General features: G+C 71.8%; 23 protein-coding genes. 16 read left to right on the top strand and 7 right to left on the bottom strand.

What is annotated here, in order from left to right; genetic code table 11:
- Positions 1-24: 24 nt before the first annotated feature.
- Complete coding sequence (locus tag ACWEVS_RS19345) at positions 25-1257, top strand: MFS transporter (RefSeq protein WP_452412472.1); 1233 nt, start codon at positions 25-27, stop codon at positions 1255-1257.
- Here the strand turns inward: ACWEVS_RS19345 and cofC are convergent.
- The gene (cofC, locus tag ACWEVS_RS19340) at positions 1229-1867 is read right to left on the bottom strand and encodes a 2-phospho-L-lactate guanylyltransferase (protein WP_354909589.1); all 639 of its coding nucleotides are present in this window, start codon (positions 1865-1867) and stop codon (positions 1229-1231) included. The two genes, ACWEVS_RS19345 and cofC, sit on opposite strands and share 29 nt — an antisense overlap.
- A gap of 79 nt (positions 1868-1946) precedes the next feature.
- Here cofC and ACWEVS_RS19335 point away from each other — a divergent pair, with 79 nt between their 5' ends.
- The 4 genes from ACWEVS_RS19335 to ACWEVS_RS19320 are packed head-to-tail and all read left to right on the top strand — an operon-like array spanning position 1947 to position 5717.
- Complete coding sequence (locus tag ACWEVS_RS19335) at positions 1947-2657, top strand: lysophospholipid acyltransferase family protein (RefSeq protein ID WP_354909587.1); 711 nt, start codon at positions 1947-1949, stop codon at positions 2655-2657.
- A 5-nt stretch (positions 2658-2662) separates the two neighbouring features.
- The gene (locus tag ACWEVS_RS19330; RefSeq protein WP_449929286.1) at positions 2663-3673 is read left to right on the top strand and encodes an NAD(P)H-dependent glycerol-3-phosphate dehydrogenase; all 1011 of its coding nucleotides are present in this window, start codon (positions 2663-2665) and stop codon (positions 3671-3673) included.
- Entirely contained in the window at positions 3670-4611 is a 942-nt protein-coding gene (locus ACWEVS_RS19325; protein ID WP_449929288.1) for a trans-sulfuration enzyme family protein, read from the top strand. The genes ACWEVS_RS19330 and ACWEVS_RS19325 overlap by 4 nt, the downstream gene beginning before the upstream one ends.
- Positions 4612-4622: 11 nt before the next feature.
- Positions 4623-5717 carry a D-alanine--D-alanine ligase family protein gene (locus ACWEVS_RS19320; RefSeq protein ID WP_449929290.1) on the top strand — a complete coding sequence of 365 codons (1095 nt, stop codon included), beginning with the start codon at positions 4623-4625 and terminating at the stop codon, positions 5715-5717.
- An 88-nt stretch (positions 5718-5805) separates the two neighbouring features.
- On the opposite strand, the gene ACWEVS_RS19315 is transcribed toward ACWEVS_RS19320, so the two are convergent.
- Both ACWEVS_RS19315 and ACWEVS_RS19310 read right to left on the bottom strand, forming a co-directional pair.
- Positions 5806-6228 carry a DUF3515 family protein gene (locus ACWEVS_RS19315; protein WP_452412476.1) on the bottom strand — a complete coding sequence of 141 codons (423 nt, stop codon included), beginning with the start codon at positions 6226-6228 and terminating at the stop codon, positions 5806-5808.
- Complete coding sequence (locus tag ACWEVS_RS19310; protein ID WP_449929292.1) at positions 6225-6458, bottom strand: Lrp/AsnC family transcriptional regulator; 234 nt, start codon at positions 6456-6458, stop codon at positions 6225-6227. The genes ACWEVS_RS19315 and ACWEVS_RS19310 overlap by 4 nt, the downstream gene beginning before the upstream one ends.
- Positions 6459-6571: 113 nt before the next feature.
- Between ACWEVS_RS19310 and ACWEVS_RS19305 the strand changes: the two genes are divergently transcribed.
- From ACWEVS_RS19305 to thiD, 3 genes are all read left to right on the top strand, one after another.
- Positions 6572-7549, top strand: a complete 978-nt coding sequence (locus ACWEVS_RS19305; RefSeq protein ID WP_452552684.1) for a thiamine-phosphate kinase — start codon at positions 6572-6574, stop codon at positions 7547-7549.
- A 230-nt stretch (positions 7550-7779) separates the two neighbouring features.
- Complete coding sequence (locus tag ACWEVS_RS19300) at positions 7780-9426, top strand: cellulose binding domain-containing protein (RefSeq protein WP_452552627.1); 1647 nt, start codon at positions 7780-7782, stop codon at positions 9424-9426.
- A 17-nt stretch (positions 9427-9443) separates the two neighbouring features.
- Positions 9444-10232 carry a bifunctional hydroxymethylpyrimidine kinase/phosphomethylpyrimidine kinase gene (gene thiD / locus ACWEVS_RS19295; protein WP_452552626.1) on the top strand — a complete coding sequence of 263 codons (789 nt, stop codon included), beginning with the start codon at positions 9444-9446 and terminating at the stop codon, positions 10230-10232.
- 3 nt (positions 10233-10235) lie between these two features.
- On the opposite strand, the gene ACWEVS_RS19290 is transcribed toward thiD, so the two are convergent.
- The 3 genes from ACWEVS_RS19290 to rpmB all read right to left on the bottom strand — a co-directional run bounded on the left by ACWEVS_RS19290 (position 10236) and on the right by rpmB (position 11311).
- On the bottom strand, positions 10236-10667 hold the full coding sequence (locus ACWEVS_RS19290; RefSeq protein WP_449929298.1) for a hypothetical protein: 432 nt from the start codon (positions 10665-10667) through the stop codon (positions 10236-10238).
- The gene (locus tag ACWEVS_RS19285) at positions 10667-10969 is read right to left on the bottom strand and encodes a hypothetical protein (protein WP_354909563.1); all 303 of its coding nucleotides are present in this window, start codon (positions 10967-10969) and stop codon (positions 10667-10669) included. Before ACWEVS_RS19285 ends, ACWEVS_RS19290 begins: the two co-directional genes overlap by 1 nt.
- Before the next feature lie 156 nt (positions 10970-11125).
- Positions 11126-11311: a 50S ribosomal protein L28 gene (gene rpmB / locus ACWEVS_RS19280; RefSeq protein ID WP_354909561.1), complete on the bottom strand. Its 186-nt coding sequence runs from the start codon at positions 11309-11311 to the stop codon at positions 11126-11128.
- A 193-nt stretch (positions 11312-11504) separates the two neighbouring features.
- Here rpmB and ACWEVS_RS19275 point away from each other — a divergent pair, with 193 nt between their 5' ends.
- The 8 genes from ACWEVS_RS19275 to mutM all read left to right on the top strand — a co-directional run bounded on the left by ACWEVS_RS19275 (position 11505) and on the right by mutM (position 19290).
- Positions 11505-13061, top strand: coding sequence for a DAK2 domain-containing protein (locus tag ACWEVS_RS19275; protein WP_452552624.1), 1557 nt, complete (start codon positions 11505-11507; stop codon positions 13059-13061).
- Positions 13062-13097: 36 nt separating this feature from the next.
- Positions 13098-15272, top strand: coding sequence for an ATP-dependent DNA helicase RecG (recG, locus tag ACWEVS_RS19270; protein WP_452552622.1), 2175 nt, complete (start codon positions 13098-13100; stop codon positions 15270-15272).
- A 355-nt stretch (positions 15273-15627) separates the two neighbouring features.
- Entirely contained in the window at positions 15628-16191 is a 564-nt protein-coding gene (gene rsmD, locus ACWEVS_RS19265; protein ID WP_452552621.1) for a 16S rRNA (guanine(966)-N(2))-methyltransferase RsmD, read from the top strand.
- Positions 16192-16205: 14 nt separating this feature from the next.
- Entirely contained in the window at positions 16206-16682 is a 477-nt protein-coding gene (coaD, locus tag ACWEVS_RS19260) for a pantetheine-phosphate adenylyltransferase (RefSeq protein WP_354909550.1), read from the top strand.
- A gap of 53 nt (positions 16683-16735) precedes the next feature.
- On the top strand, positions 16736-17305 hold the full coding sequence (locus tag ACWEVS_RS19255; protein WP_452552682.1) for a YceD family protein: 570 nt from the start codon (positions 16736-16738) through the stop codon (positions 17303-17305).
- 1 nt (position 17306) lies between these two features.
- The gene (rpmF, locus tag ACWEVS_RS19250; protein ID WP_183656428.1) at positions 17307-17486 is read left to right on the top strand and encodes a 50S ribosomal protein L32; all 180 of its coding nucleotides are present in this window, start codon (positions 17307-17309) and stop codon (positions 17484-17486) included.
- Between the two features lie 235 nt (positions 17487-17721).
- Positions 17722-18462, top strand: coding sequence for a ribonuclease III (rnc, locus tag ACWEVS_RS19245; protein ID WP_449929308.1), 741 nt, complete (start codon positions 17722-17724; stop codon positions 18460-18462).
- Entirely contained in the window at positions 18463-19290 is an 828-nt protein-coding gene (gene mutM / locus ACWEVS_RS19240) for a bifunctional DNA-formamidopyrimidine glycosylase/DNA-(apurinic or apyrimidinic site) lyase (RefSeq protein ID WP_354909548.1), read from the top strand. It abuts the gene before it with no gap.
- On the opposite strand, the gene ACWEVS_RS19235 is transcribed toward mutM, so the two are convergent.
- Entirely contained in the window at positions 19238-20386 is a 1149-nt protein-coding gene (locus tag ACWEVS_RS19235) for an MFS transporter (protein WP_452552619.1), read from the bottom strand. The genes mutM and ACWEVS_RS19235 overlap by 53 nt on opposite strands.

Here is a 20386-nt window from a genome sequence, read left to right as displayed (position 1 = left end):
GGGAACCGGTGAGGATCCCGCTTCGTGCCCGTTGCGCAAAGCGTCTGGCGGAACTCCGCCTTCCGGCGGCTGGTCGGCGCCGACGTCCTCAGCCAGTTCGGCACCCAGGTGACGCTGGTGGCCCTGCCGCTGACCGCCCTGCTGGTGCTGGACGCGACCCCGTTCCAGCTCGGCCTGCTCACCGCCGCGGAGATGGCCGCCTTCCTGGTCATCGGCCTGCCGGCCGGCGTGTGGGCGGACCGGATGCGCCGCCGTCCCATCCTGGTCGCCGCCGACGGCGTGCGCGCGCTGGCGCTGTTCAGCGTCCCGGTGGCGGCCTTCGCCGACGTGCTGACGCTCGCCCAGCTCTACGCCGTCGCGCTGGTCATCGGGGTCGGCACCGTCTTCTTCGACGTCGCCCACATGAGCCTGCTGCCCTCGATCGTCCGCAAGGACGGCCTGTCCACCGGGATCGGCACCCTGGAGACGCTGCGCAACGCCGCCTGGCTGGCCGGGCCCGGCTTCGGCGGCTGGCTGGTCCAGGTGCTCGCCGCGCCCTTCGCGCTGCTGGCCGACGCGATCTCGTACGCCTGCTCGGCGCTGGTCCTGTCGACGATCAAAGCCGACGAGACCCCTGCCGCCCCGGCGGAGCGCAGGAGCGTCAAGGCCGAGGTCGCCGAAGGGCTCAGATACGTGCTCGGCCACCAGGTGCTGCGCCGCGTCGCCCTGGTCGGCGCGCTGAACATGCTCACCAACGGCCTGTGGGCGATCGTCCAGCCGCTGTTCCTGGTGCGCGAGCTCGACCTCGGCGCAGGAGCCTACGGCCTGATCGTCTCGGCCGCGGGCGCCGGCGGCGTGCTGGGCGGCGCGCTCGCCCCGAAGATCGTCGCCAGGTACGGCAACGGCGGCGCCATGTACGGCGGCGCCGTCCTCGCCGGGCTGTTCCCGCTGATCGGCGGGTTCGCCGGCGAGGGATGGCGGGTCCTGCTGTACCCGCTGGGGCTGTTCCTGATGCTCGTCGCCGCGGTCGTCTTCAACGTCGCCCAGAGCAGCTACCGCCAGGCCGTCACCCCCGACCACCTGCGCGGCCGGATGAACGCCAGCATGCGCTTCCTCATGTGGAGCGCGATGCCGGTCGGCGGCCTGCTCGGCGGCCTGCTGGCCGAGCGGGTGAGCGTGGGCGTGCTGCTGTGGGTGGCCTGCCTCGGCACGGCGACGGCCCACCTGCCGGTCATCGTGTCGCCGTGGATCAGGCGTCTGCGAGCCGAAGCCGGCTGACCACCTCGGCGGTGTGCGGGCCGAGGCCCAGCGCGATGGCCGCGCGCAGGTCGTCGGGGGTGTCGACGTCACGCCTGACCGACTCGATGCCCTCCAGGGTCAGCTCCTTGGCTCCGCCGGCCAGGTGCTTGGCCCTCGACTCGCCGCCGAAACGGGGGGTGAACGGCACGCCGGGCCGTACGCCGTAGAAGGTCGTGCCGACGTCGAGCGCGTCCGGCACGAACGCCTGGTCGAACTCGGCCGCCGCCTCCAGCACCGTGGCCAGCTCTGCGGGGCGCAGGGCGGGCAGGTCGGCCTGGAGGGCGCCGACGGCGTCGCCAGGCGCCAGCCGTACCGCATGGGCGGCACCCGCGCGCAGCGCGGTGTTGAGACCGCGGTCGGGGTCGGGGACCACCACGGCCCCCAGCGCGGCGAGCGGCCCTGCGGCGCCCTGGTCGGCCGTGACCACGATGACTCTGGCCACGGGCGCGGCGGCCAGCGCCGCCGACAGCGTGTCGCCGGCCACCGCGACCGCGAGCGCGGTCCGGTGCGGCCCGGTCGCCGCGGCCAGCCGGCTCTTGGCCGCTACCAGCGTCTTCACCGGGATGACGAGTGACCAGCGGATGCTCATAGGCTTAAGCATCTCGTCTCGACATCCTGAGCGGCCAACCGGGAGACTTGGGGCGCAGTCGTCTGTCTTGGAGGAGTTCATGAGCCGCCCCGGCCGACCATCCCGCCCTTGGGAGACCTTCGCGGTGGTGATCGTCAAACCGCTCTCGTGGCTGCTCGTCAAGAAGGACTGGCGCAGGGGCGAGCTGATCCCGAAGACCGGCGGGCTCATCATCGCGACCAATCACCTGTCGTGGACCGATCCCGTTCTCATCGCGCACTTCCTCTACAACCACGGGCGCTGGCCGGTCATTCTCGCCAAGGCGTCGCTGTTCAGGGTGCCGTTCCTGGGCGCCGCGGTGCGCGCGCTGCAGGCGATCCCGGTGGACCGGGGCACCGCCGAGGCCGCCCGGTCGCTGGAGATCTCCGAGCAGCGGCTGCGCGACGGGGGCGCGATCATGTTCTATCCCGAGGGGACCGTCACCCGCGATCCCGGGCTGTGGCCGATGGTCGGCAAGACCGGCGTCGCCCGCCTGGCGCTGCAGACGGGGGCGACCGTCATCCCTGTCGCCCACTGGGGTGCGCACGAGCTGTTGCCCTACGGGGAAAAGAAGCCGAGACTCTTTCCTCGCAAGACGTTCACCGTACGGGTCGGACCTCCCGTCGACCTGTCGAAGTACGAGGGGCAGCCGTTGCGAGGTCCGGTGCTGCGTGAGGCGACCGCCGACATCATGGCCGCGATCACCGTTCAACTGGCGGAAATCAGGGGAGAGAAAGCTCCGGAGACCCCCTACGACCCGGCAGGGCGGTGAATCAGATGACCAAGGCCGCCGTTTTCGGAACCGGCTCGTGGGGCACCACGTTCGCCATGATCCTGGCGCGCGCCGGCGTGCGGACCACGCTGTGGGGCCGCCGCCCCGAGATCGTCGAGGCGATCGACCGCCGCCACGAGAACCCCGACTACCTGCCGGGCGTCCTGCTGCCCGAGACGCTGCGCGCGACGACCGACCCGGCCAAGGCGCTGGACGGCGCCGACTTCGTGGTCCTCGGCGTCCCCTCGCAGACGCTCAGGGAGAACCTCACCCTCTGGAAGCCCCACCTGCCGGACGACGCGGTGCTGGTCAGCCTGATGAAGGGCATCGAGCTCGGCACCACCAAGCGGATGAGCGAGGTCATCTGCGAGGTGGCCGAGGTGCCGCAGGAGCGGGTTGCGGTCGTCTCCGGCCCCAACCTGGTCGGTGAGATCGTCAGGGGCCAGCCGGCGGCGACCGTCGTCGCCTGCCCTGACGAGCGCACCCTCGAACGCCTGCAGGAGGCCTGCCACGTGCCGCCGTGGTTCCGGCCCTACACCAACCCCGACGTCGTGGGCGTGGAGCTGGGCGGCGCGGTCAAGAACGTGATCGCGCTGGCGGTGGGCGTCGCCGTCGGCATGGGCATGGGCGACAACGTGGCCGCCATGCTGATGACCCGCGGGCTGGCCGAGATCTCCCGGCTGGGCGCGGCGCTCGGCGCCGACCCGCACACGTTCGCGGGCCTGGCCGGCATGGGCGACCTGGTCGCCACCTGCACCTCGCCGCTGTCGCGCAACCGCACGTTCGGCGAGAACCTCGGCAAGGGCATGACGCTGGCCGAGGTCGTCGCGGTCACCAAGCAGACGGCCGAGGGCGTCAAGTCCTGCGAGTCGGTGCTCGAGCTGGCCAGGAAGCACGACGTGGAGATGCCGATCACCGAGGTGGTGGTGGGCGTGGTCCACGACGGCATGACCCCCGAGGAAGCCGGGGTGCTGCTGATGTCGCGCACCCCCAAGCCGGAGAGATACGGCGTGTGAGAGAGAACACCCGGTGCGTCCGCGCGCCCGCCGGGGGCGGGTACGCCACGGCCGTGGCCGCCCTCGAGGGCGTGGCCGCGCCAGAGAACGTGGCAGGCAAGACGTTCGCCTCGGGCGATGCCGCCCTGGCCGCCGTCCTGCTGACGTTCCTGCGCGGCGGCTCGCACGTGATCGCTCCCGCGCCTGGGGCCGGCGTGCTCGCCAACGTGCTCGGCAGGTTCGGCGTCAGCGCCGACTTCGTCGACACGGGTGACCTGGCGGCCGTACGGCAGGCCGTCCGCGGCAACACGAAGATCATATACGTCGAGACGCTCTCCGACACCGCCGTGGCCGACCTGCGCGGGCTGTACCGCCTGGCCAGGGAGGCCGGCGCGATGCTCGTGGTCGACTCCACGCTGGCCACGCCGATCGTCTGCCGCCCGCTCGAACACGGCGCCGACCTGGTCATCCACTCGACCGGCACGCTCCTCGGCGACCGCGAGGGCGGCGTCGTCGTCGGCCGCCACGACCTGATGCGCAGGCTCACCGACGACCTCGGCGCGCCCCTCTCGCCCGCCGACGAGGCCGCGCTGCTCGGCGCGCTGGAGACGCTGACGCTGCGGGTCAGGCGCAGGTGCGCGACCGCCATGGAGTTCGTCGCGGCCGTGGCCAAGCATCCCGGCGTGGCCGCCGTCGACTACCCGGGCCTGCCCCACCATCCGGGGCACCACCTGGCCCGCCGGCTGTTCGACTCGGGACCCGAGGGCACGCGGTTCGGTCCGCGGGTGAGTGTCACGCCGCGCGGCGACGCCGACGACCTCGTCACGTCGCTGCGGCTGATCGGCTGCAGCACCTCCGCCGTCAGGCAGGGCGCCGCCGTACGCTTCACGATCGGGCTCGAGGACGTCGAAGATCTCGTGGCGGACGTGACACGAGCCCTTGACTCCCAAGCAGGGTAGATTCGGGCGACATGAGCAAGCCACGCGTCGCGGTCGTTTTCGGTGGTCGCAACTCCGAGCACGCCGTCTCCCTCATGGGGGCGGGCAGCGTACTCGAAGTGATCGACAGGTCCAAGTACGAGGTGATCCCCATCGGGATCGCCCAGGACGGCCGGTGGGTGCTCGCCGCGAGTGACCAGCGGTTCGCCATCGAGGACGGCGAGCTGCCCGTGGTCGACACCTCGGGCGCCGAGCTGGCCCTGCCGTCGGGCGAGGGTGCGCTGGTGACCTACGAGCAGGGCAGCATCCCGGTCGAGCTCGGCACCGTCGACGTCGTCTTCCCCGTCATGCACGGCCCCTTCGCCGAGGACGGCACGATCCAGGGCCTGCTGGAGATGGCGGGCGTGCGCTACGTCGGCTCCGGCGTGCTGGCCAGCGCCGTCGGCATGGACAAGGCGTACATGAAGGCCATCCTCGCCGCCGCCGGGCTGCCCGTCGGCCGCCACGTGGTGGTGCGCGAGCGCGACTGGCGCCTCGACAGGGAGCGCGTGGTCAAGGAGGTGGAGGAGCTCGGCTGGCCGGTGTTCGTCAAGCCCGCCCGCGCGGGCTCCAGCCAGGGCATCTCCAAGGCCCACGACCGGGCGTCGCTGGAGGCGGCCGTCGAGCACGCCCGGGCGCACGACCCGAAGGTGCTGGTAGAGGCGGCGATCGTCGGCCGCGAGATCGAGTGCGCGGTGCTGGAGTCGCTCGGCGACGAGCCGCCGGCCGCCTCCGTGCCCGGCGAGGTGCTCGTGCAGGGCGGCCAGGAGTTCTTCGACTTCGAGGCCAAGTACTACCCGGACCAGATGTCGCTCGACGTGCCCGCGGACATCCCGGCCGGCAAGGCCGAGGAACTGCGGGCGATGGCGGTACGAGCCTTCGAGGCGCTCGGCTGCGAGGGGCTGTCCAGGGTCGACTTCTTCTACACCCCTGACGGGCGGCTGATCCTCAACGAGATCAACACCATGCCCGGGTTCACGTCGCTGTCGGTGGCGCCGCAGCTGTGGGCGGCCACCGGGCTCGACTACGGGCAGCTGGTGGAGCGGCTCATCCAGCTCGCGCTCAACCGCCGCGCCGGGCTGCGCTGAGCCGTTCCGCGCCCCTGACCGGCGCTCGGGGGCTGTTCCCCGGGGCCGGCGTCCGGGGGCGCGTCTCCTGCCCCGGCCGGCCCCCCGGTCAGCCGGTGGCCTTCTTGACGGGCTCGGCCAGGTCGATCAGCACGCTGGACGCCTCGTGCGTCTTCGCGATCGTCACCTCGACGTAGGCGGTGTCGGTCACCGCCGTGAACAGCGTCGGCGTCGTGGGGTCGGCGAACCAGCCCACCCCGTCGAGTTCGAGGAGCTGGTCGGTGGCGGCCATCCGGGCAGGCCGCGGTACCCCGCAGCGCAGCGCGATCTCGGCCGAGCCCCAGACGGCGACGTACGGCGACTCGGGCGTGGACGCCACCCGCCCCGCCCCGTCGACCTGCTGGGGCAGCAGGCTGGAGAGTTTCGTGCACGCCGCCACCGCCTCCCCCTGGGGGGCGGGTGGTTCGACCTGGACGGCGCCGCCGCACCCGGCGAGCAGGACCAGCGCCAGGACGGCGACGCCTCGCTTCATATGTGGACGATAGGGCACGTCAGCGTACGCGTTATCCCCTCGACCGCCTGGATCTGGGCGACGACCAGCTTGCCGAGCTCGTCCACGTTGCGGGCCTCGGCGCGCACGATCACGTCGTAGGGACCTGTCACGTCCTCGGCCTGGGTGACCCCGATGATGCCGGAGATCTCGCGAGCCACTGCGGCGGCCTTGCCGACCTCGGTCTGGATCAGGATGTACGCCTGCACCATTACGTCCTCCCGGGCGATTGGATCAGCGCCGAAGGGCCACCGTACCCTGTGTGCCACCTCATGAGAAACGTGGGTTCTGTCCATGCCGTACGGTGGCTGGCGTTTTGGTGGGCATGTCTCTTATGAGTAGGAGGTGCGTCATCACAGTCGGAGATCTCGGCGAGTTCGGAGTTGTAGCGCGCATTGCTCGGCGCTTGCCACAGGGTGAGAGCGTGCTGCTCGGTCCTGGTGACGACGCCGCGGTGGTGAAATCGCCCGATGGGCGGGTCGTAGTGACAACGGACTTGTTGATCGAGGGTAGGCACTTTCGCCGTGATTGGTCCAGCGCGTATGACGTAGGCAGGAAGGCCGCAGCACAGAATCTTTCCGATATTGCCGCAATGGGGGCTGTTCCCACCTCGCTCGTGGTGGGGCTCGGCATGCCGGGTGACGTTCCCGTGGAGTGGGTCGACGGGCTGGCCGACGGGTTCAGGGACGAGTGCGCGCTGGTCGGCGCCAGCGTGGTCGGCGGTGACATCGCCCGCTCCGAGCGCGTGGTGATCGGTGTGACCGCGCTGGGCGACCTCGCGGGGCAGGCGCCCGTCACCCGTGCGGGAGCGCGCCCCGGCCAGGTGGTCGCCTACGCGGGGCGGCTGGGCTACGCGGCCGCGGGGCTCGCCGTGCTGGACGCCGGGATCGTTCCGGAGGCCGGGCCGCTGCTGGAGGCGGTCGAGGCGCACCGGCGGCCGCGACCGCCGTACGAGCGAGGTCCAGAGGCGGCTCGGCTGGGCGCCACGGCGATGCTGGACGTCAGCGACGGGCTGCTGCAGGACCTCGGACACGTGGCCGAGGCGAGCGGTGTGGGCATCACCCTCGATCCCGCCGCCTTTCCCATCGGCGAGCCGGTCTCAGCCGCCGCGAAGGAGCTCGGGACCGATCCACTCGACTGGGTGCTCACGGGTGGCGAAGATCACTCTCTGGCCGCGGTCTTCCCTGCGGAAGTGCGGCTTCCGCCCCACTGGACCGTCGTCGGCCACGTGACCGAGGGGGCGAAGGTGCAGGTCACCGGACGCGCGGTGGGACCCGGCGGCTGGGATCACTTCAGAGCGTGAAAGAGCCGTTCCGAGAAGATACCCTCGGGAAAGTTGTGACAAACGCGTATTAAAGATGTTATTAAGATGGGCGGCCCATGTATCCGGCAGGAAGGGCAAACATGGCCCGCCACGGCACCGGCGAACCAGAGAACGCGTGGAACCAAGGGGGACGCGACTCGGAAGACCCCCGTAAGGCGGACTTTCGCTCCTCCGACGACCCCATCACCACGGGGGCCTTCATGGCGCCCGTGGCCGATCAGGCAGGGTGGCCCGCACCGCCCGACCAGATCGACCAGCAGTTCCAGGCCGGTCCCTCGACGGGGGAGTGGGCTGTGCCGCCGCAGCAGCCCGACATGCTGGGCCGTCCCGCGACGGAGCCCATGTCGGCCCGTGACGCCTTCGGCGACCCCGTCTCCGCCTTCGGCGGCGGCCCCTCGGGCGCCGGCTCTTCCTTCTTCGGCGACCCCGGCCCCGGCTCCGGCGACCGCGGACCTCGCCCGGACTCCTTCTTCGGCGACCCCGGCCCTGGCCAGGACTCCTTCTTCGGCGACCCAGGCCCTGGTCCCGACTCAGGCTTCGGTGACCGGGCGTACGGCGGTTCGGCGTTCGGTGACGCGGGCCGGGCCGCGCCCGGCTTCGGGGAGCAGGCTCCCGGCGGCCGTGGCCCCGCTGACCCCGCATTCGGCGGGCAGGGCGACGACGCTTTCGGCGGACCCGGGCACGGGGAGACCGCCGTGTTCGGCGACCGCGTCTTCGGCGACCCCGCGTTCGGCGACCCGGTCCCCGGCGGGGCACCGTACGGCGGGCAGGGCCTCGACGACGCCGGAGGTCCCGCCACGGGCCCCCATCCCGTCACCAGCTCGCCGACCGACAGGCTCGTGGCCACCGGCCCGCCGCGGCAGCCCGTGGCCGCGTGGGAGGACGCCGCCGAGCCCAACGAGACGGCCTTCCTCTCCGGCGGCGAGTGGAGCGAGAACGCGGACTGGGAGGACGAGCGGGAGGACCGGTCGTCCCGCGGGCGGCGCGGCAGGCGCCGCCCCGCCGCCGAGGCGCGCGAGTCGGGGCAGGGCGGCAGGGGCAAGGTCGCGCTCCTGTCGGTGGCCGCCGTCGCCATCGTGCTCGGCGGTACCGTCGTGGGCGTGCGGATGGTGAGCTCCTCCGGCGAGGCGTCCAAGGCGGGCGCGGGGACGACGAGCCAGTCGGCCTCGCCCGTCTCCGAGACCTCCGAGGCCACCGAGCCCGACCCGAGCGCGGAGGAGAGCGACCCCGCCGCTGAGGAGACCGCCGAGGAGCCCACGGAGGAGCCGACGGACCAGCCGTCGGAGACCAAGGCCGCGGTCCGGCCGCGCCCGTCGGCCTCGACCGCTCCCGAGCGCGGGCCCCGCCGTACCACCACGCCGCGGCCGTCCGACCGGCCCACCAGGTCCGCCGTGCCCGAGGACCCCGAGCCCTCCGAGGAGCCCACGCCCACGGCCGAGCCGTCCGACATGCGGGAGGCGAACAACACCGGCCAGCCCGGTGTCCCCGATCCCGTGACCAGCTCCACCTCGGGCACCGGCTCCGGCTCCCAGTCCAGCTCCACCAGCAGCGGCGGCGCGGCCGTCAACGTCAGGTTCGACGTCGTACGGCAGCGCCTGGCCGGTTACACCGCCGAGGTGCAGGTGGTGAACGACTCGACCAGGTCGCTGAACGACTGGACCCTCAGCATCCCCGTGGACGGCCTGGTCTCCGCGGTCCGGGGGGCGCAGTGGGTGCAGGACGGCGGCCTGCTGGTCCTCCAGCCGCGCACCACGCTGGCCGCCGGTGAGTCCGTCGAGGTCACGTTCACCGCGACCGGCAGCGGCGACGCCCCGGTCTCCTGCGGTCTGGTCGGCGGGGAGTGCACGGTCGGCTGAGTGGTTGGATGGATGCCATGACCCCTCCTCGCGTACTCACCGTCGCCGGATCCGACTCCGGTGGCGGCGCCGGCATCCAGGCGGACCTCAAGACCATGCTGGCGCTCGGCGTCCATGGCATGAGCGTCATCGCCGCCGTGACCGCGCAGAACTCACTGGGTGTGCAGGGGTACTGGGAGCTGCCGCCCGAGGCGGTGCGCGCCCAGCTCGACTCGGTGCTCAGCGACATCGGCGCGCAGGCGATCAAGACCGGCATGCTGGCGTCGCCGGTCCTCGTCGAGACGGTCTCCGAGGCGCTGGCCGCGGCGGGGGCGCCCGTCGTCGTGGACCCCGTGGGGGTCTCCAAGCACGGCGACCCGCTGCTCGTCCCTGAGGCGATCGACACGATCAAGACGCGGCTGCTGCCGATCGCGACCGTGGTCACCCCGAACCTGTGGGAGGTCGAGCAGCTCACCTCGGTCAAGGTGGAGGACGAGGACGGCCTGCGCCGCGCCGCCGACTCCATCCTCGCGCTCGGTCCCGCGTGGGCCCTCATCAAGGGCGGCCACCTGCCCGGCGAGCCGGTCGACCTGCTGACCGACGGCACCGAGGAGTACCGCTTCAGCGCGCGGCGCCTGGACAACAGGCACACCCACGGCACGGGCTGCACGCTGGCCTCGGCCATCGCCTCCCGGCTGGCGCTCGGCGACGACGTGCCGACCGCGGTCGGCAAGGCCAAGGAGTACGTCACGGGCGCGATCGCCCGCGGCTTCCCCCTGGGCGACGGCATCGGTCCGGTCGACCACGCGTGGATGTGGCGCCAGTAGCGGTCAGATGTCGGTGATGGCGTGGGCCAGCTCGGGGTCGACGCGCACCAGACCGCCCCGATCGGCGGTGACGACCGTGCAGTCGACCCGTTTGCTCACCCGGCTCCTGCCGCACAGGGCGACGTTGACGTCGACGATGTCGTCGTGGCCGCACTCACCGATCTTCTTGCCGATCTCCTTCGCGCGCTGAGGGGTGAGCTCGTCGAGCATCACGCGTGTGGCGGCGGGCGCGTCGGCGAGCTTCACCAGTGCCGCCAGCCTGGAGTGCCGCAGGCCGGTACGGCGCACCTCGGCCAGCGCCATGCGCGGGATCGTGACGACGATCTGGCCTTCGAGGACCTGGCTGAACAGCTCGATCATCCGCTGGTCGCCTCGTTCGAGCTGGATCAGCGCGCCGGAGTCGAGAACGAAGCGCTCCGCCGGCTCCGGTGTCATCACGACTCCTGCCCGTCGGTCGGCAACCTGCCTTCGCGCGCGGCCCTGGCCCGTTCGAGGGCCTCCCGCGTCCAGGCCTTCGCCTCGGGCCCCGGCTCGCCGAACTCCTCCTTCAGGTCGGCGACCAGCATGGCCAGCTGGGCCAGCTGCCGCCGGGAGGCGAGCGTCTCGATGATGAGACCGGAGACCGAGTCGGCGTGACCCTGCTCGACCATGTCCTGCATCCAGGCGTAGAGGTCGCCGGGGAGGGTGACGCCTATCTTCTTGATCATATTGTGGCGGGGGGTTAGCGTGATCGTCACGCGCTGACCATAGAGACCACACGGAGCGTGACGCAAACCGCTCTTCGAGCAGATGTTCGTCCGGGTGTAAGAAACCTCTACCCGCGGTCTAGCTCCCTCTACAGACGCCGAAAGCCCGGCGCTCAAGAGCGCCGGGCTTTCCGGAAGTCGTGAAGGTTAGCGGGCGACCTTGCCCGCCTTGATGCACGAGGTGCACACGTTCAGCTTCTTCGGCGTGCCGCCAACGACCGCGCGCACCGTCTGGATGTTGGGGTTCCAACGACGACGGGTGCGACGGTGGGAGTGGGACACGTTGTTACCGAAGGTCGGGCCCTTACGGCAGACATCGCAGACCGAAGCCACGGTATCGCTCCTTTTCAGTCGATAAGCCCAGTCCGCTTGGATCTTTCGGGCGGAGGGCATGCCGGGACAACCGGCCAGCCAGACGAGGATATCCGATCCAGGCCCATGACCGCGAACTCACGCGGCAACACGCGGATGTTGGGGATATTCTCCGCAATAAACGCTAGCGCATCGCGGCCGCGAGGGAGCACACATGGAGGTTCTCGACCCGCCCGCGGTGCGCCGCTGGGTACGGCTGGCCGCCGACGCGCTGGGAACCGCGCGGGCCGACATCGACGCGCTCAACGTCTTCCCGGTCGCCGACGGCGACACCGGCACCAACCTGCACCTCACCATGATCTCGGCGGCCGAGGCGGTCGAGGCGCTGCCGGAGGACGTCGGGGCCGCCGTGGTGTGGCAGACCCTCGCGTACGGCGCGCTGGTCGGGGCCAAGGGCAACTCGGGCGTCATCGTCAGCCAGGCGCTCAGGGGCATGGCCGAGGTGCTGAAGGAGCGCGAGGGCACCGCCGCCGACCTGCGCGGGGCGCTGGCCAGGGCGGCGGAGCTGGCCAGGGGCGCGGTGGCCAGACCGGTCGAGGGCACCGTGCTGAGCGTGCTGGAGGCGGTCGCCGCGGACCCGGGAGACGGCGACCTCGACGCGACCGCGCGGCGGGCGGCGGCACAGGCCCGGACGGCGCTGCGCGGTACGCCTGACCAGCTCGACGTGCTGGCCCGCAGCGGAGTGGTCGACGCGGGCGGCGCCGGCGTGGCGATCATCATGGAGGCGCTCGCCGAGGTCGTCACCGACTCCTACACCCAGCGCTACGAGGTGCCCGCGCCGACACGGCGCGTGACCCCGATGACCGAGTCGGGCGCAGGCTACGAGGTGATGTACCTGCTCGACGCCGACGACGAGGCGGTCGGCAAGCTGCGCGCCGAGCTCGACGCGCTCGGCGACTCCCTGGTGGTGGTCGGCGGCGACGGGCTGTGGAACGTCCACGTGCACGTCGACGAGGCCGGCCAGGCGATCGAGGCGGCGCTGCGGGTGGGCAGGCCGCACCGCATCAGGGTGACCTACCTGGCCGCGCCCGGCCGTACGCACCGGGCCGCGGGCGGCAGGGGAGTGGTGGCGGTGGCCGCGGGCGCGGGCATCGCGGCCCTGTTCGAGGAGTGCGGCGCCGTCGTCGTACGGCGGGAGCCGGGCTCCAGCCCGTCGCTGCCGGTGATGCTGGCGGCGATCCGCGAATCGGGCAGCGAGGTCGCGGTGCTGCCGAACGACGAGGGCGTGCGGGCGGTCGCCGTCGCGGCGGCGGAGATCGCGCGCGAGGACGGCGTGGTGGTGAGCGTGCTGCCGACCAAGGCCACCGTGCAGGGCCTGGCGGCGCTGGCCGTCCACGATCCGCTGCGCCGCTTCGACGACGACGTGGTGGCCATGACGGACGCGGCCGGCCACACCCGCTACGGCCACCTGACCGTCGCCGACCGGCGGGTGCTCACCAGCGCCGGCCTGTGCAGGCCCGGCGACGTGCTGGGCATGATCGACGGCGACGTGGCCCTCATCGGCGACACGCTGGCCGAGGTCGCCGAGCGGATCGTCGACAGGATGGTGGCCGGCGGCGGCGAGCTGGTCACGCTCGTCACCGGAGCCGACGCGCCCGAACGGCTCGCCGAGGCGGTGACCGGCTTCCTGGCGCGGACCAGACCCGACGTGGAGGTCGCCGTCCACGAGGGCGAGCAGGGCGGCTACCCGTTGCTCATCGGTGTCGAGTGAATATCCTGTCGGTCTCAGGCGGTAGAACTGGTTGACGTGAGTCGATTCGACGAGCCGCTGTCCAAGGCGCTCGATCCCAAGACCGCCAAGCTCCTGGAGAGCGTCCTGGAGCTGGAGACCGTCGGCGACCTGCTACGCCACTACCCCCGCCGCTATGCCGAGCGGGGCGAGCTCACCTCGCTCGACGCGCTCGAGGTCGACGAGCACGTCACCGTGGTCGGCGAGGTCACCAGGCTGATGCGCAAGCCCATGCGCAACAGGGGCGGCACGTGGCTCGAGGTCGAGGTCGTCGACGGCACCGGCAAGAAGATCTACCTGTCGTTCTTCGGCAAGGGCTCCCACGTGGCCGAGTCGCGGCTGCGGACCGGCCGGCGCGGCATGTTCGCCGGCAAGGTCGGCCTGTTCGGCGCGCGCGGCACCCCGCGCTGGCAGCTCAGCCACCCCGAGTTCGAGCTGTTCGAGGACGAGGCCGAGGCGAGCGCGGAGGAGTTCGCGGCGGCGCCGGTGCCGATCTACCCGGCGGGCAAGGACGTCACCCCGTGGGCGATCCGCAGGGCGGTGGGAGTCGTCCTCGACACCCTCGGCCCGCTCGACGACCCGCTGCCGCTGGAGCTGCGCCGCCGCCACAAGCTGCCCGACCTGGCCGACGCGCTGGAGGCGGTCCACCGGCCGAAGGACTTCGGCGACGTGGTGCGGGCGCAGAAGCGGCTGAAGTTCGACGAGGCGTTCGTCCTGCAGTCCGTCCTGCTGCAGCGCAGGCGGGCGGCGGTCGCCTGGCCGGCCAAGGCGCGCCCGCGGGTGGCGGGCGGCCTGCTCGACTCCTTCGACGAGCGCCTGCCGTTCTCGCTGACCGAGGGGCAGGCGGCGGTCGGCGAGGAGATCGCCGCCGACCTCGCCCAGGCGCACCCGATGCACCGGCTGCTGCAGGGCGAGGTGGGCGCGGGCAAGACGGTGGTGGCGCTGCGCGCGATGCTGCAGGTCGTCGACGGGGGCGGCCAGGCGGTGCTGCTCGCGCCCACCGAGGTGCTGGCCCAGCAGCACCACCGCTCCATCACCGCGATGCTGGGCGACCTGGCCACGGGCGGCATGTTCGGCGGCACCACGGTGGCGCTGCTCACCGGCTCCATGGGCGCGGCCGCGCGCCGCGTCGCCCTCCTCGACGCCGCGTCGGGTACGGCGGGCATCGTCGTCGGCACCCACGCGCTGCTGCAGGAACACGTGCAGTTCGCCGACCTCGGCCTGGTCGTGGTCGACGAGCAGCACAGGTTCGGCGTCGAGCAGCGTGACGCGCTGCGCGAGAAGGTCTCCGGCGGGCGGCCCCACGTGCTGGTCATGACCGCCACGCCGATCCCGCGCACGGTCGCGATGACCGTCTTCGGCGACCTGGAGGTCTCGACGCTCTCGCAGCTCCCGTCGGGCCGCGCGCCGATCACCTCCCACGTCGTCCCCGCCGCCGAGAAACCTCACTACCTGGAGCGCACCTGGGAGCGGGTGCGGGAGGAGGTCGGCCTGGGCCGCCAGGCCTACATCGTGTGCCCGCGCATCGGCGACCTGGAGGGCGACGAGGGCGACCTGGCCGCCTCCGACGACGACAAGCGACCGCCGCTCGCCGTGCTCGAGGTGGCCGAGATGCTCGCCTCAGGGCCGCTCCACGGGCTGCGGGTGGAGGTGCTGCACGGCAAGCTCCCGCCCGAGGAGAAGGACGCGATCATGCGGGCCTTCTCCCGTGGCGAGGTCGACGTGCTGGTGGCGACGACGGTGATCGAGGTGGGCGTCGACGTCCCCAACTCCTCCGTCATGATCATCATGGACGCCGACCGGTTCGGCGTCTCCCAGCTCCACCAGCTCAGAGGGCGGGTCGGCCGGGGCGGGCTGCCGGGGCTGTGCCTGCTGGTGACGGAGTTCGCGACGGGCACGCCGGCCCGCGAGCGCCTCGACGCGGTGGCCGCCACGCTCGACGGGTTCGAGCTGTCGCGTGTCGACCTGGAGCAGCGGCGCGAGGGCGACGTGCTGGGGGCCGCGCAGTCGGGCAAGCGCTCGTCGCTGAAGATGCTGCAGCTGCTGCGCGACGAGGAGGTGATCGTCGCCGCCCGTCAGGAGGCGGCGGCCTTGCTGGAGGCCGACCCCTCGCTGTCGGCGCACCAGGGGCTCCGGGCGGAGATCGACCGTCTCCTGGGCGACGAGAAGGCCGACTTCCTGGAGAAGACCTGATCGGCGGCCCGGGGCGCGCCGGTGAGCTGGAGTGGCGTGAAGGACGGATGGTCACCCGTGACGGCGGTGGCCGAAACTCGGCTTCGCCATACAAGATGACCCTGAAAACGCCCAGCGCCGGGGACGGCCTCCCCCCGAATGCCGTCCCCGGCTGGGCCCACCCTCGGGTCAGGTGCCGAGGGAACCGGCGTGCGGAAGGGCTCACGATCACGCCGGTCGACCTTCATGTGGGTCACCTCGAAGGTCGCAGTCATCATCATGCTGGCCGTCACGGGGTGTGGCTACGACCCTTGCGCAGTCGAGGCAGACACTTGTCCACTCTTGACCTGCACGGACATGCGGAAGAATGGGCGGCATGACGCGGATCATCGCGGGAAGCGCGGGTGGCAGGCGGTTGGCCGTGCCGCAGGGCAGGACGACGCGGCCTACCAGTGACAGGGCGAGAGAAGGGATTTTCTCGACCCTCGACGCGCTGCACGGGCTGGAGGGCGCGCGGGTGATCGACCTGTACGCCGGTTCGGGGGCGGTCGGGCTCGAGGCGCTGTCGAGGGGCGCGGCCCACGCGCTGCTGGTCGAGGCCGATCCGAGGGCGGTCAGGGCGATCAAGGCGAACGTCAGGGACCTGGGTTTCGCGGCGGCGAGCGTGGTGGCCGACAAGGTGGAGCGGCTGCTGGCCAGGCCAGGCGAGCCGTACGACATCGTCTTCGCCGATCCGCCCTACGCCGTCACCGGCGAGGAGGTGACGAGGGTCCTGGAGTCGCTGCGCGACAACGGGTGGCTCGCGCCGGGCGCGCTGGTCGCGGTGGAACGCGAGAGCAGGGGAAAAGACCTGGTGTGGCCCCCGGGCTACGAGGAGGAGAGGGTCCGTCGATACGGCGAAGCGGCCGTTTGGTACGGTCGCGCCGCCGGGAACCCGTAAACGTGGGAGGCGATGTGCGCCGCGTAGTGTGCCCGGGGTCGTTCGACCCCATCACCAACGGACACCTCGACATCATCAGCCGGGCCGCCCGGCTGTACGACGAGGTGACGGTCGCCGTTCTGATCAACATCGAGAAGAAGAGCCTGTTCACCGTGGAGGAGCGCATCGACATCCTCCAGACGGTGACCAAGGAGTATCCCAACGTCAGGGTCGAGAAGTTCCACGGCCTGCTCGTCGACTTCTGCCGGCAGAACGACATCCCCGCCATCGTCAAGGGCATCCGCGTGGTCAGCGACTTCGACTACGAACTGCAGATGGCGCAGCTCAACTACCGGCTGTCCGGCGTGGAGACGCTCTTCATGCCGACGAACCCGGAATACTCGTTCCTGTCGTCGTCGCGGGTGAAGGAGATCGCCCGCTACGGCGGCGATGTCTCGGGGCTCGTCCCGGATCTCGTGCACAAGCTCTTGATCGAACGGCTCAGGGGCTGACCGGCGCCTGGTATCGTTTCTATCTGGCCTTGTACGACGGCGACGGTTTCGCCATGCCTAGCGAGAGCAGGATGACTCAGCACCTCGACCCCCGCGCCCCGTGGGTGATCTCCACTCATGACCTGGGCAGGCGGCCGGGTTCGATGCGGCGGATGACCCTGTCCCTCCCGGCACCGGCGAATCTCGGCGTCGACATGATCGGTGTCCCCAAGGACGCCGAAGTCGAGCTGGACATCCGGCTTGAAGCAGTGATGGAAGGCGTGCTCGTCACGGGTTCCGCACGCGCGCCCCTCGCGGGGGAGTGCGTACGGTGCCTCGACCCACTCTCCTCGGAGATCGAGGTCGGCGTGCAGGAGCTGTTCTTCTACACCGACGAGGACGCCTCGGAGGAGGACTCACTGCTCGACGGTGACCTTCTCGACCTCGAGCCGACGTTCCGCGACGCGGTGGTGCTCGCACTGCCGCTCAGCCCGGTCTGCGGTGAAGACTGCCAGGGGTTGTGCGTGGAGTGCGGGGTCAAGCTGGCCGAGGCCGGCGCTGACCACGGGCACGAGAAGATCGACGCTCGCTGGGCGTCGTTGCAAGGTCTGTTTTCCGAGAACGATAACGATCAGGAGAAGTGACGTGGCCGTCCCGAAGCGGAAGATGTCGCGGAGCAACACCCGCTCCCGCCGCGCCCAGTGGAAGACGTCTGCTGTCGCGCTGGTGAGCTGCCCGCAGTGCCGTTCGCCCAAGCAGCCGCACATCGCGTGCCCGACCTGCGGCACCTACAACCGCCGTCAGGTCATCGAGCCGTCCGCCTGATCGCACATTCCAGCAAGGAGCACGGCGCGGTCGTGCTTCTTCACGGCTGTTGACGGAGTGCCGACCGGATGCGAAAGCGCCCGGTCGGCGTCACCGTCTCAGGTGCGTGCGGCGGCGGTTCGCCCGCGGCCGTGGTGGACGCCGGGGCAGTGCCCCCGACGCCCACCACGTTTTCGGGCATCTCTCAGTTCCCTCGCCCACGCGTTCAGGAGAGATGCTCTGAGGAGGAGAGAACGTGGGCACAGGTCCCAAGCCAGTTGCCGTCGAAGTCGCGCGAGACGAGCTTGAGCGGGTGCTGTCCGTCAGGCTCGACCCCGACATCCTGGAGCGGGCGCTGACGCACCGCTCGTACGCCTACGAGAACGGCGGCCTGCCCACCAACGAGCGCCTGGAGTTCCTCGGCGACTCGGTGCTGGGCCTGGTCGTCACCGACACCCTCTACCGCAACCACCCCGACCTGCCCGAGGGCCAGCTGGCCAAGCTCAGGGCGGCGGTGGTCAACATGCGGGCGCTGGCCGACGTGGCCCGCCAGCTCGGTCTGGGCAAGTTCCTGCGCCTGGGCAGGGGCGAGGAGGGCACCGGGGGTCGCGACAAGTCGTCGATCCTCGCCGACACCCTCGAGGCGCTGATCGGCGCCATCTACGTCGACCTCGGTCTCGACGAGGCGTTCAGGGTCGTCCACCTGCTGTTCGACCCGCTCATCACGCGCTCGGCCTCGCTCGGGGCGGGCCTCGACTGGAAGACCTCGCTGCAGGAGCTCACCGCCTCCGAGGCGCTGGGCGTGCCCGAGTACCACGTCGAGGAGAGCGGTCCCGACCACGCCAAGTCCTTCACCGCCGAGGTGCGGGTCGGTGGCGAGTCCTACGGCTCGGGCAAGGGCCGCAGCAAGAAGGAGGCCGAGCAGCAGGCGGCCGAGGCCGCGTGGACCCGCATCAGGGCGCGCCGGGACCAGCGCGAGAGCCAGCCGGCGGGCTAGATGCCGGAGCTGCCCGAGGTAGAAGTCGTCCGCCGGGGCCTGGCCACCTGGGTCGCCGGGCGGACGATCGCAGCCAGTGACGTGCTGCACCCGCGGGCGGTGCGCCGGCAGGCGGGCGTCTTCGACGTCGCCGACCGCGTGATCGTCTCCGCCGAGCGGCGCGGCAAGTACCTGTGGCTGCCGCTCGACGGCGACGAGGCGATCCTGGCCCATCTCGGCATGAGCGGCCAGCTACTGGTGGTCGCGCCGGACACCGCGCCGGAGAAGCATCTCAGGGTGCGGCTGTCGTTCGCCGACGGCGGCAACGACCTGCGCTTCGTCGACCAGCGGACCTTCGGCCACGTGATGCTCACCTCGCTGGCCGGCGGCGTGCCTGAGCCCATCGCGCACATCGCGCCCGACCCGTTCGAGCCGGCCTTCGACGAGGAGCTGTTCACCCGCCGGCTGCGGGCCAGACGCACCGAGATCAAGCGGGCGCTGCTCGACCAGTCGCTGATCAGCGGCGTCGGCAACATCTACGCCGACGAGGCGCTCTGGCTGGCCCGGCTGCACTGGGCGCGTCCCACGGAGACGCTCTCCAAAGCCAAGATCGCCGAGCTGCTCGCGGCGGTGCGCCAGGTGATGAGCGCCGCCCTGCTGCAGGGCGGCACCTCGTTCGACAGCCTCTACGTCAACGTCAACGGGGAGAGCGGCTACTTCGACCGCTCGCTCGAGGCCTACGGCAGGCGTGACCTGCCCTGCTCGCGGTGCGGCACGCCGATCAGGCGCGACGCGTTCATGAACCGGTCGTCCTTCTCCTGCCCCAGATGCCAGCGTAAGCCGCGGTGAGCAGGGCGAGCGCGGCCCCGAACGCCATGGCCGCGCTCGGCGACGCGGCGTCCACGAGCCGGCCGCCGAGCAGCGCGCCCAGCGCGATGGCCGCGTTGAAGATCGACGACAGCATGGCCATGCCCGCCTCGCCGCCGTCTGCCCTGATGACCCAGAGCTGGCCGGTCACCGAGACGCCGCCGTAGGACAGGCCCCACAGCAGGATCATCAGGGCGCCCGCGAGCGGCAGCCCGGCCGTCGAGACCGCGATGAGGGCGGCGAGCGCCACCATGACCTCTCGCGGGCGGCGGGCCGCCTGGTTGCCGGCGCCGGCGTTGCCGATGACGCCGGCGACGCCGTACGCGAGGAGCAGGCCGCTGATCAGCGCGGGGCCGGCGCCCGAGACCTGCTCGAGGAACGGGCGGATGTAGGTGTAGGCGGCGAAGTGGCCGGTCACTACGAGCGCGGTGGCGACCAGGACGGTCCTGAGGGCGGGGTCGCGCCAGACGCCGGCGAGTTCGGCGGGCCGTACGGCGCGGGTGGGCAGCAGCGGCGGCAGCAGCAGGACGAGCGCGGCCAGGACCGCGACGGCGAGCACCGCCACCGCCACGAACGCCGCCCGCCACCCCGCCCACGAGAGGATCAGGGTGCCCGCGGGCACGCCGAGCACCGAGGCCACGGAGACACCACCGGCGATCATGGCGGCGGCCCTGCCGACGTGCCGTTCGGGCACCAGCCGTCCGGCCAGGCCGGCGGCGAACGCCCAGAACCCCCCGATGCTCACCCCGACCAGCACCCTGGCGGCCAGCATCACCGGGTAGGCGGGTGCCACGGCGGCCAGCAGGTTCGCGCCCACGAGCAGGGCCATGAGCGCGACCAGCACCACGCGCCGGTCGAGCCGGCCGGCCACCACGGTCAGCAGGGGCGCCGAGAGCGCGGCCACGATGCCCGGCGCCGTCATGGTCAGCCCCGCCGTGCCGGCGGAGACGCCCAGGGTCGCGGCCATGGGCGTCAGCAGGCCGACGGGCAACATCTCGCTGGTCACGATGGTGAAGGTGCCCGCCGCCACGGCGGACACGGCGAGCCAGGGCACCCTGGCGGTGTCGATCGTCGTCAT

This window comes from Nonomuraea sp. NPDC003754, from assembly GCF_053605785.1.
This window is presented reverse-complemented; position numbering and strand designations above follow the sequence as displayed.

Excerpts from the sequence above, each read along its gene's own strand:
- cofC (WP_354909589.1), bottom strand. The coding sequence starts at position 1,867 with ATGAGCATCCGCTGGTCACTCGTCATCCCGGTGAAGACGCTGGTAGCG.
- ACWEVS_RS19335 (WP_354909587.1), top strand. The coding sequence starts at position 1,947 with ATGAGCCGCCCCGGCCGACCATCCCGCCCTTGGGAGACCTTCGCGGTG.
- ACWEVS_RS19330 (WP_449929286.1), top strand. The coding sequence starts at position 2,663 with ATGACCAAGGCCGCCGTTTTCGGAACCGGCTCGTGGGGCACCACGTTC.
- ACWEVS_RS19320 (WP_449929290.1), top strand. The coding sequence starts at position 4,623 with ATGAGCAAGCCACGCGTCGCGGTCGTTTTCGGTGGTCGCAACTCCGAG.
- ACWEVS_RS19315 (WP_452412476.1), bottom strand. The coding sequence starts at position 6,228 with ATGAAGCGAGGCGTCGCCGTCCTGGCGCTGGTCCTGCTCGCCGGGTGC.
- ACWEVS_RS19310 (WP_449929292.1), bottom strand. The coding sequence starts at position 6,458 with ATGGTGCAGGCGTACATCCTGATCCAGACCGAGGTCGGCAAGGCCGCC.
- ACWEVS_RS19305 (WP_452552684.1), top strand. The coding sequence starts at position 6,572 with ATGTCTCTTATGAGTAGGAGGTGCGTCATCACAGTCGGAGATCTCGGC.
- thiD (WP_452552626.1), top strand. The coding sequence starts at position 9,444 with ATGACCCCTCCTCGCGTACTCACCGTCGCCGGATCCGACTCCGGTGGC.
- ACWEVS_RS19290 (WP_449929298.1), bottom strand. The coding sequence starts at position 10,667 with ATGACACCGGAGCCGGCGGAGCGCTTCGTTCTCGACTCCGGCGCGCTG.
- ACWEVS_RS19275 (WP_452552624.1), top strand. The coding sequence starts at position 11,505 with ATGGAGGTTCTCGACCCGCCCGCGGTGCGCCGCTGGGTACGGCTGGCC.
- rsmD (WP_452552621.1), top strand. The coding sequence starts at position 15,628 with ATGACGCGGATCATCGCGGGAAGCGCGGGTGGCAGGCGGTTGGCCGTG.
- ACWEVS_RS19255 (WP_452552682.1), top strand. The coding sequence starts at position 16,736 with ATGCCTAGCGAGAGCAGGATGACTCAGCACCTCGACCCCCGCGCCCCG.
- mutM (WP_354909548.1), top strand. The coding sequence starts at position 18,463 with ATGCCGGAGCTGCCCGAGGTAGAAGTCGTCCGCCGGGGCCTGGCCACC.
- ACWEVS_RS19235 (WP_452552619.1), bottom strand. The coding sequence starts at position 20,386 with ATGACGACGATCGACACCGCCAGGGTGCCCTGGCTCGCCGTGTCCGCC.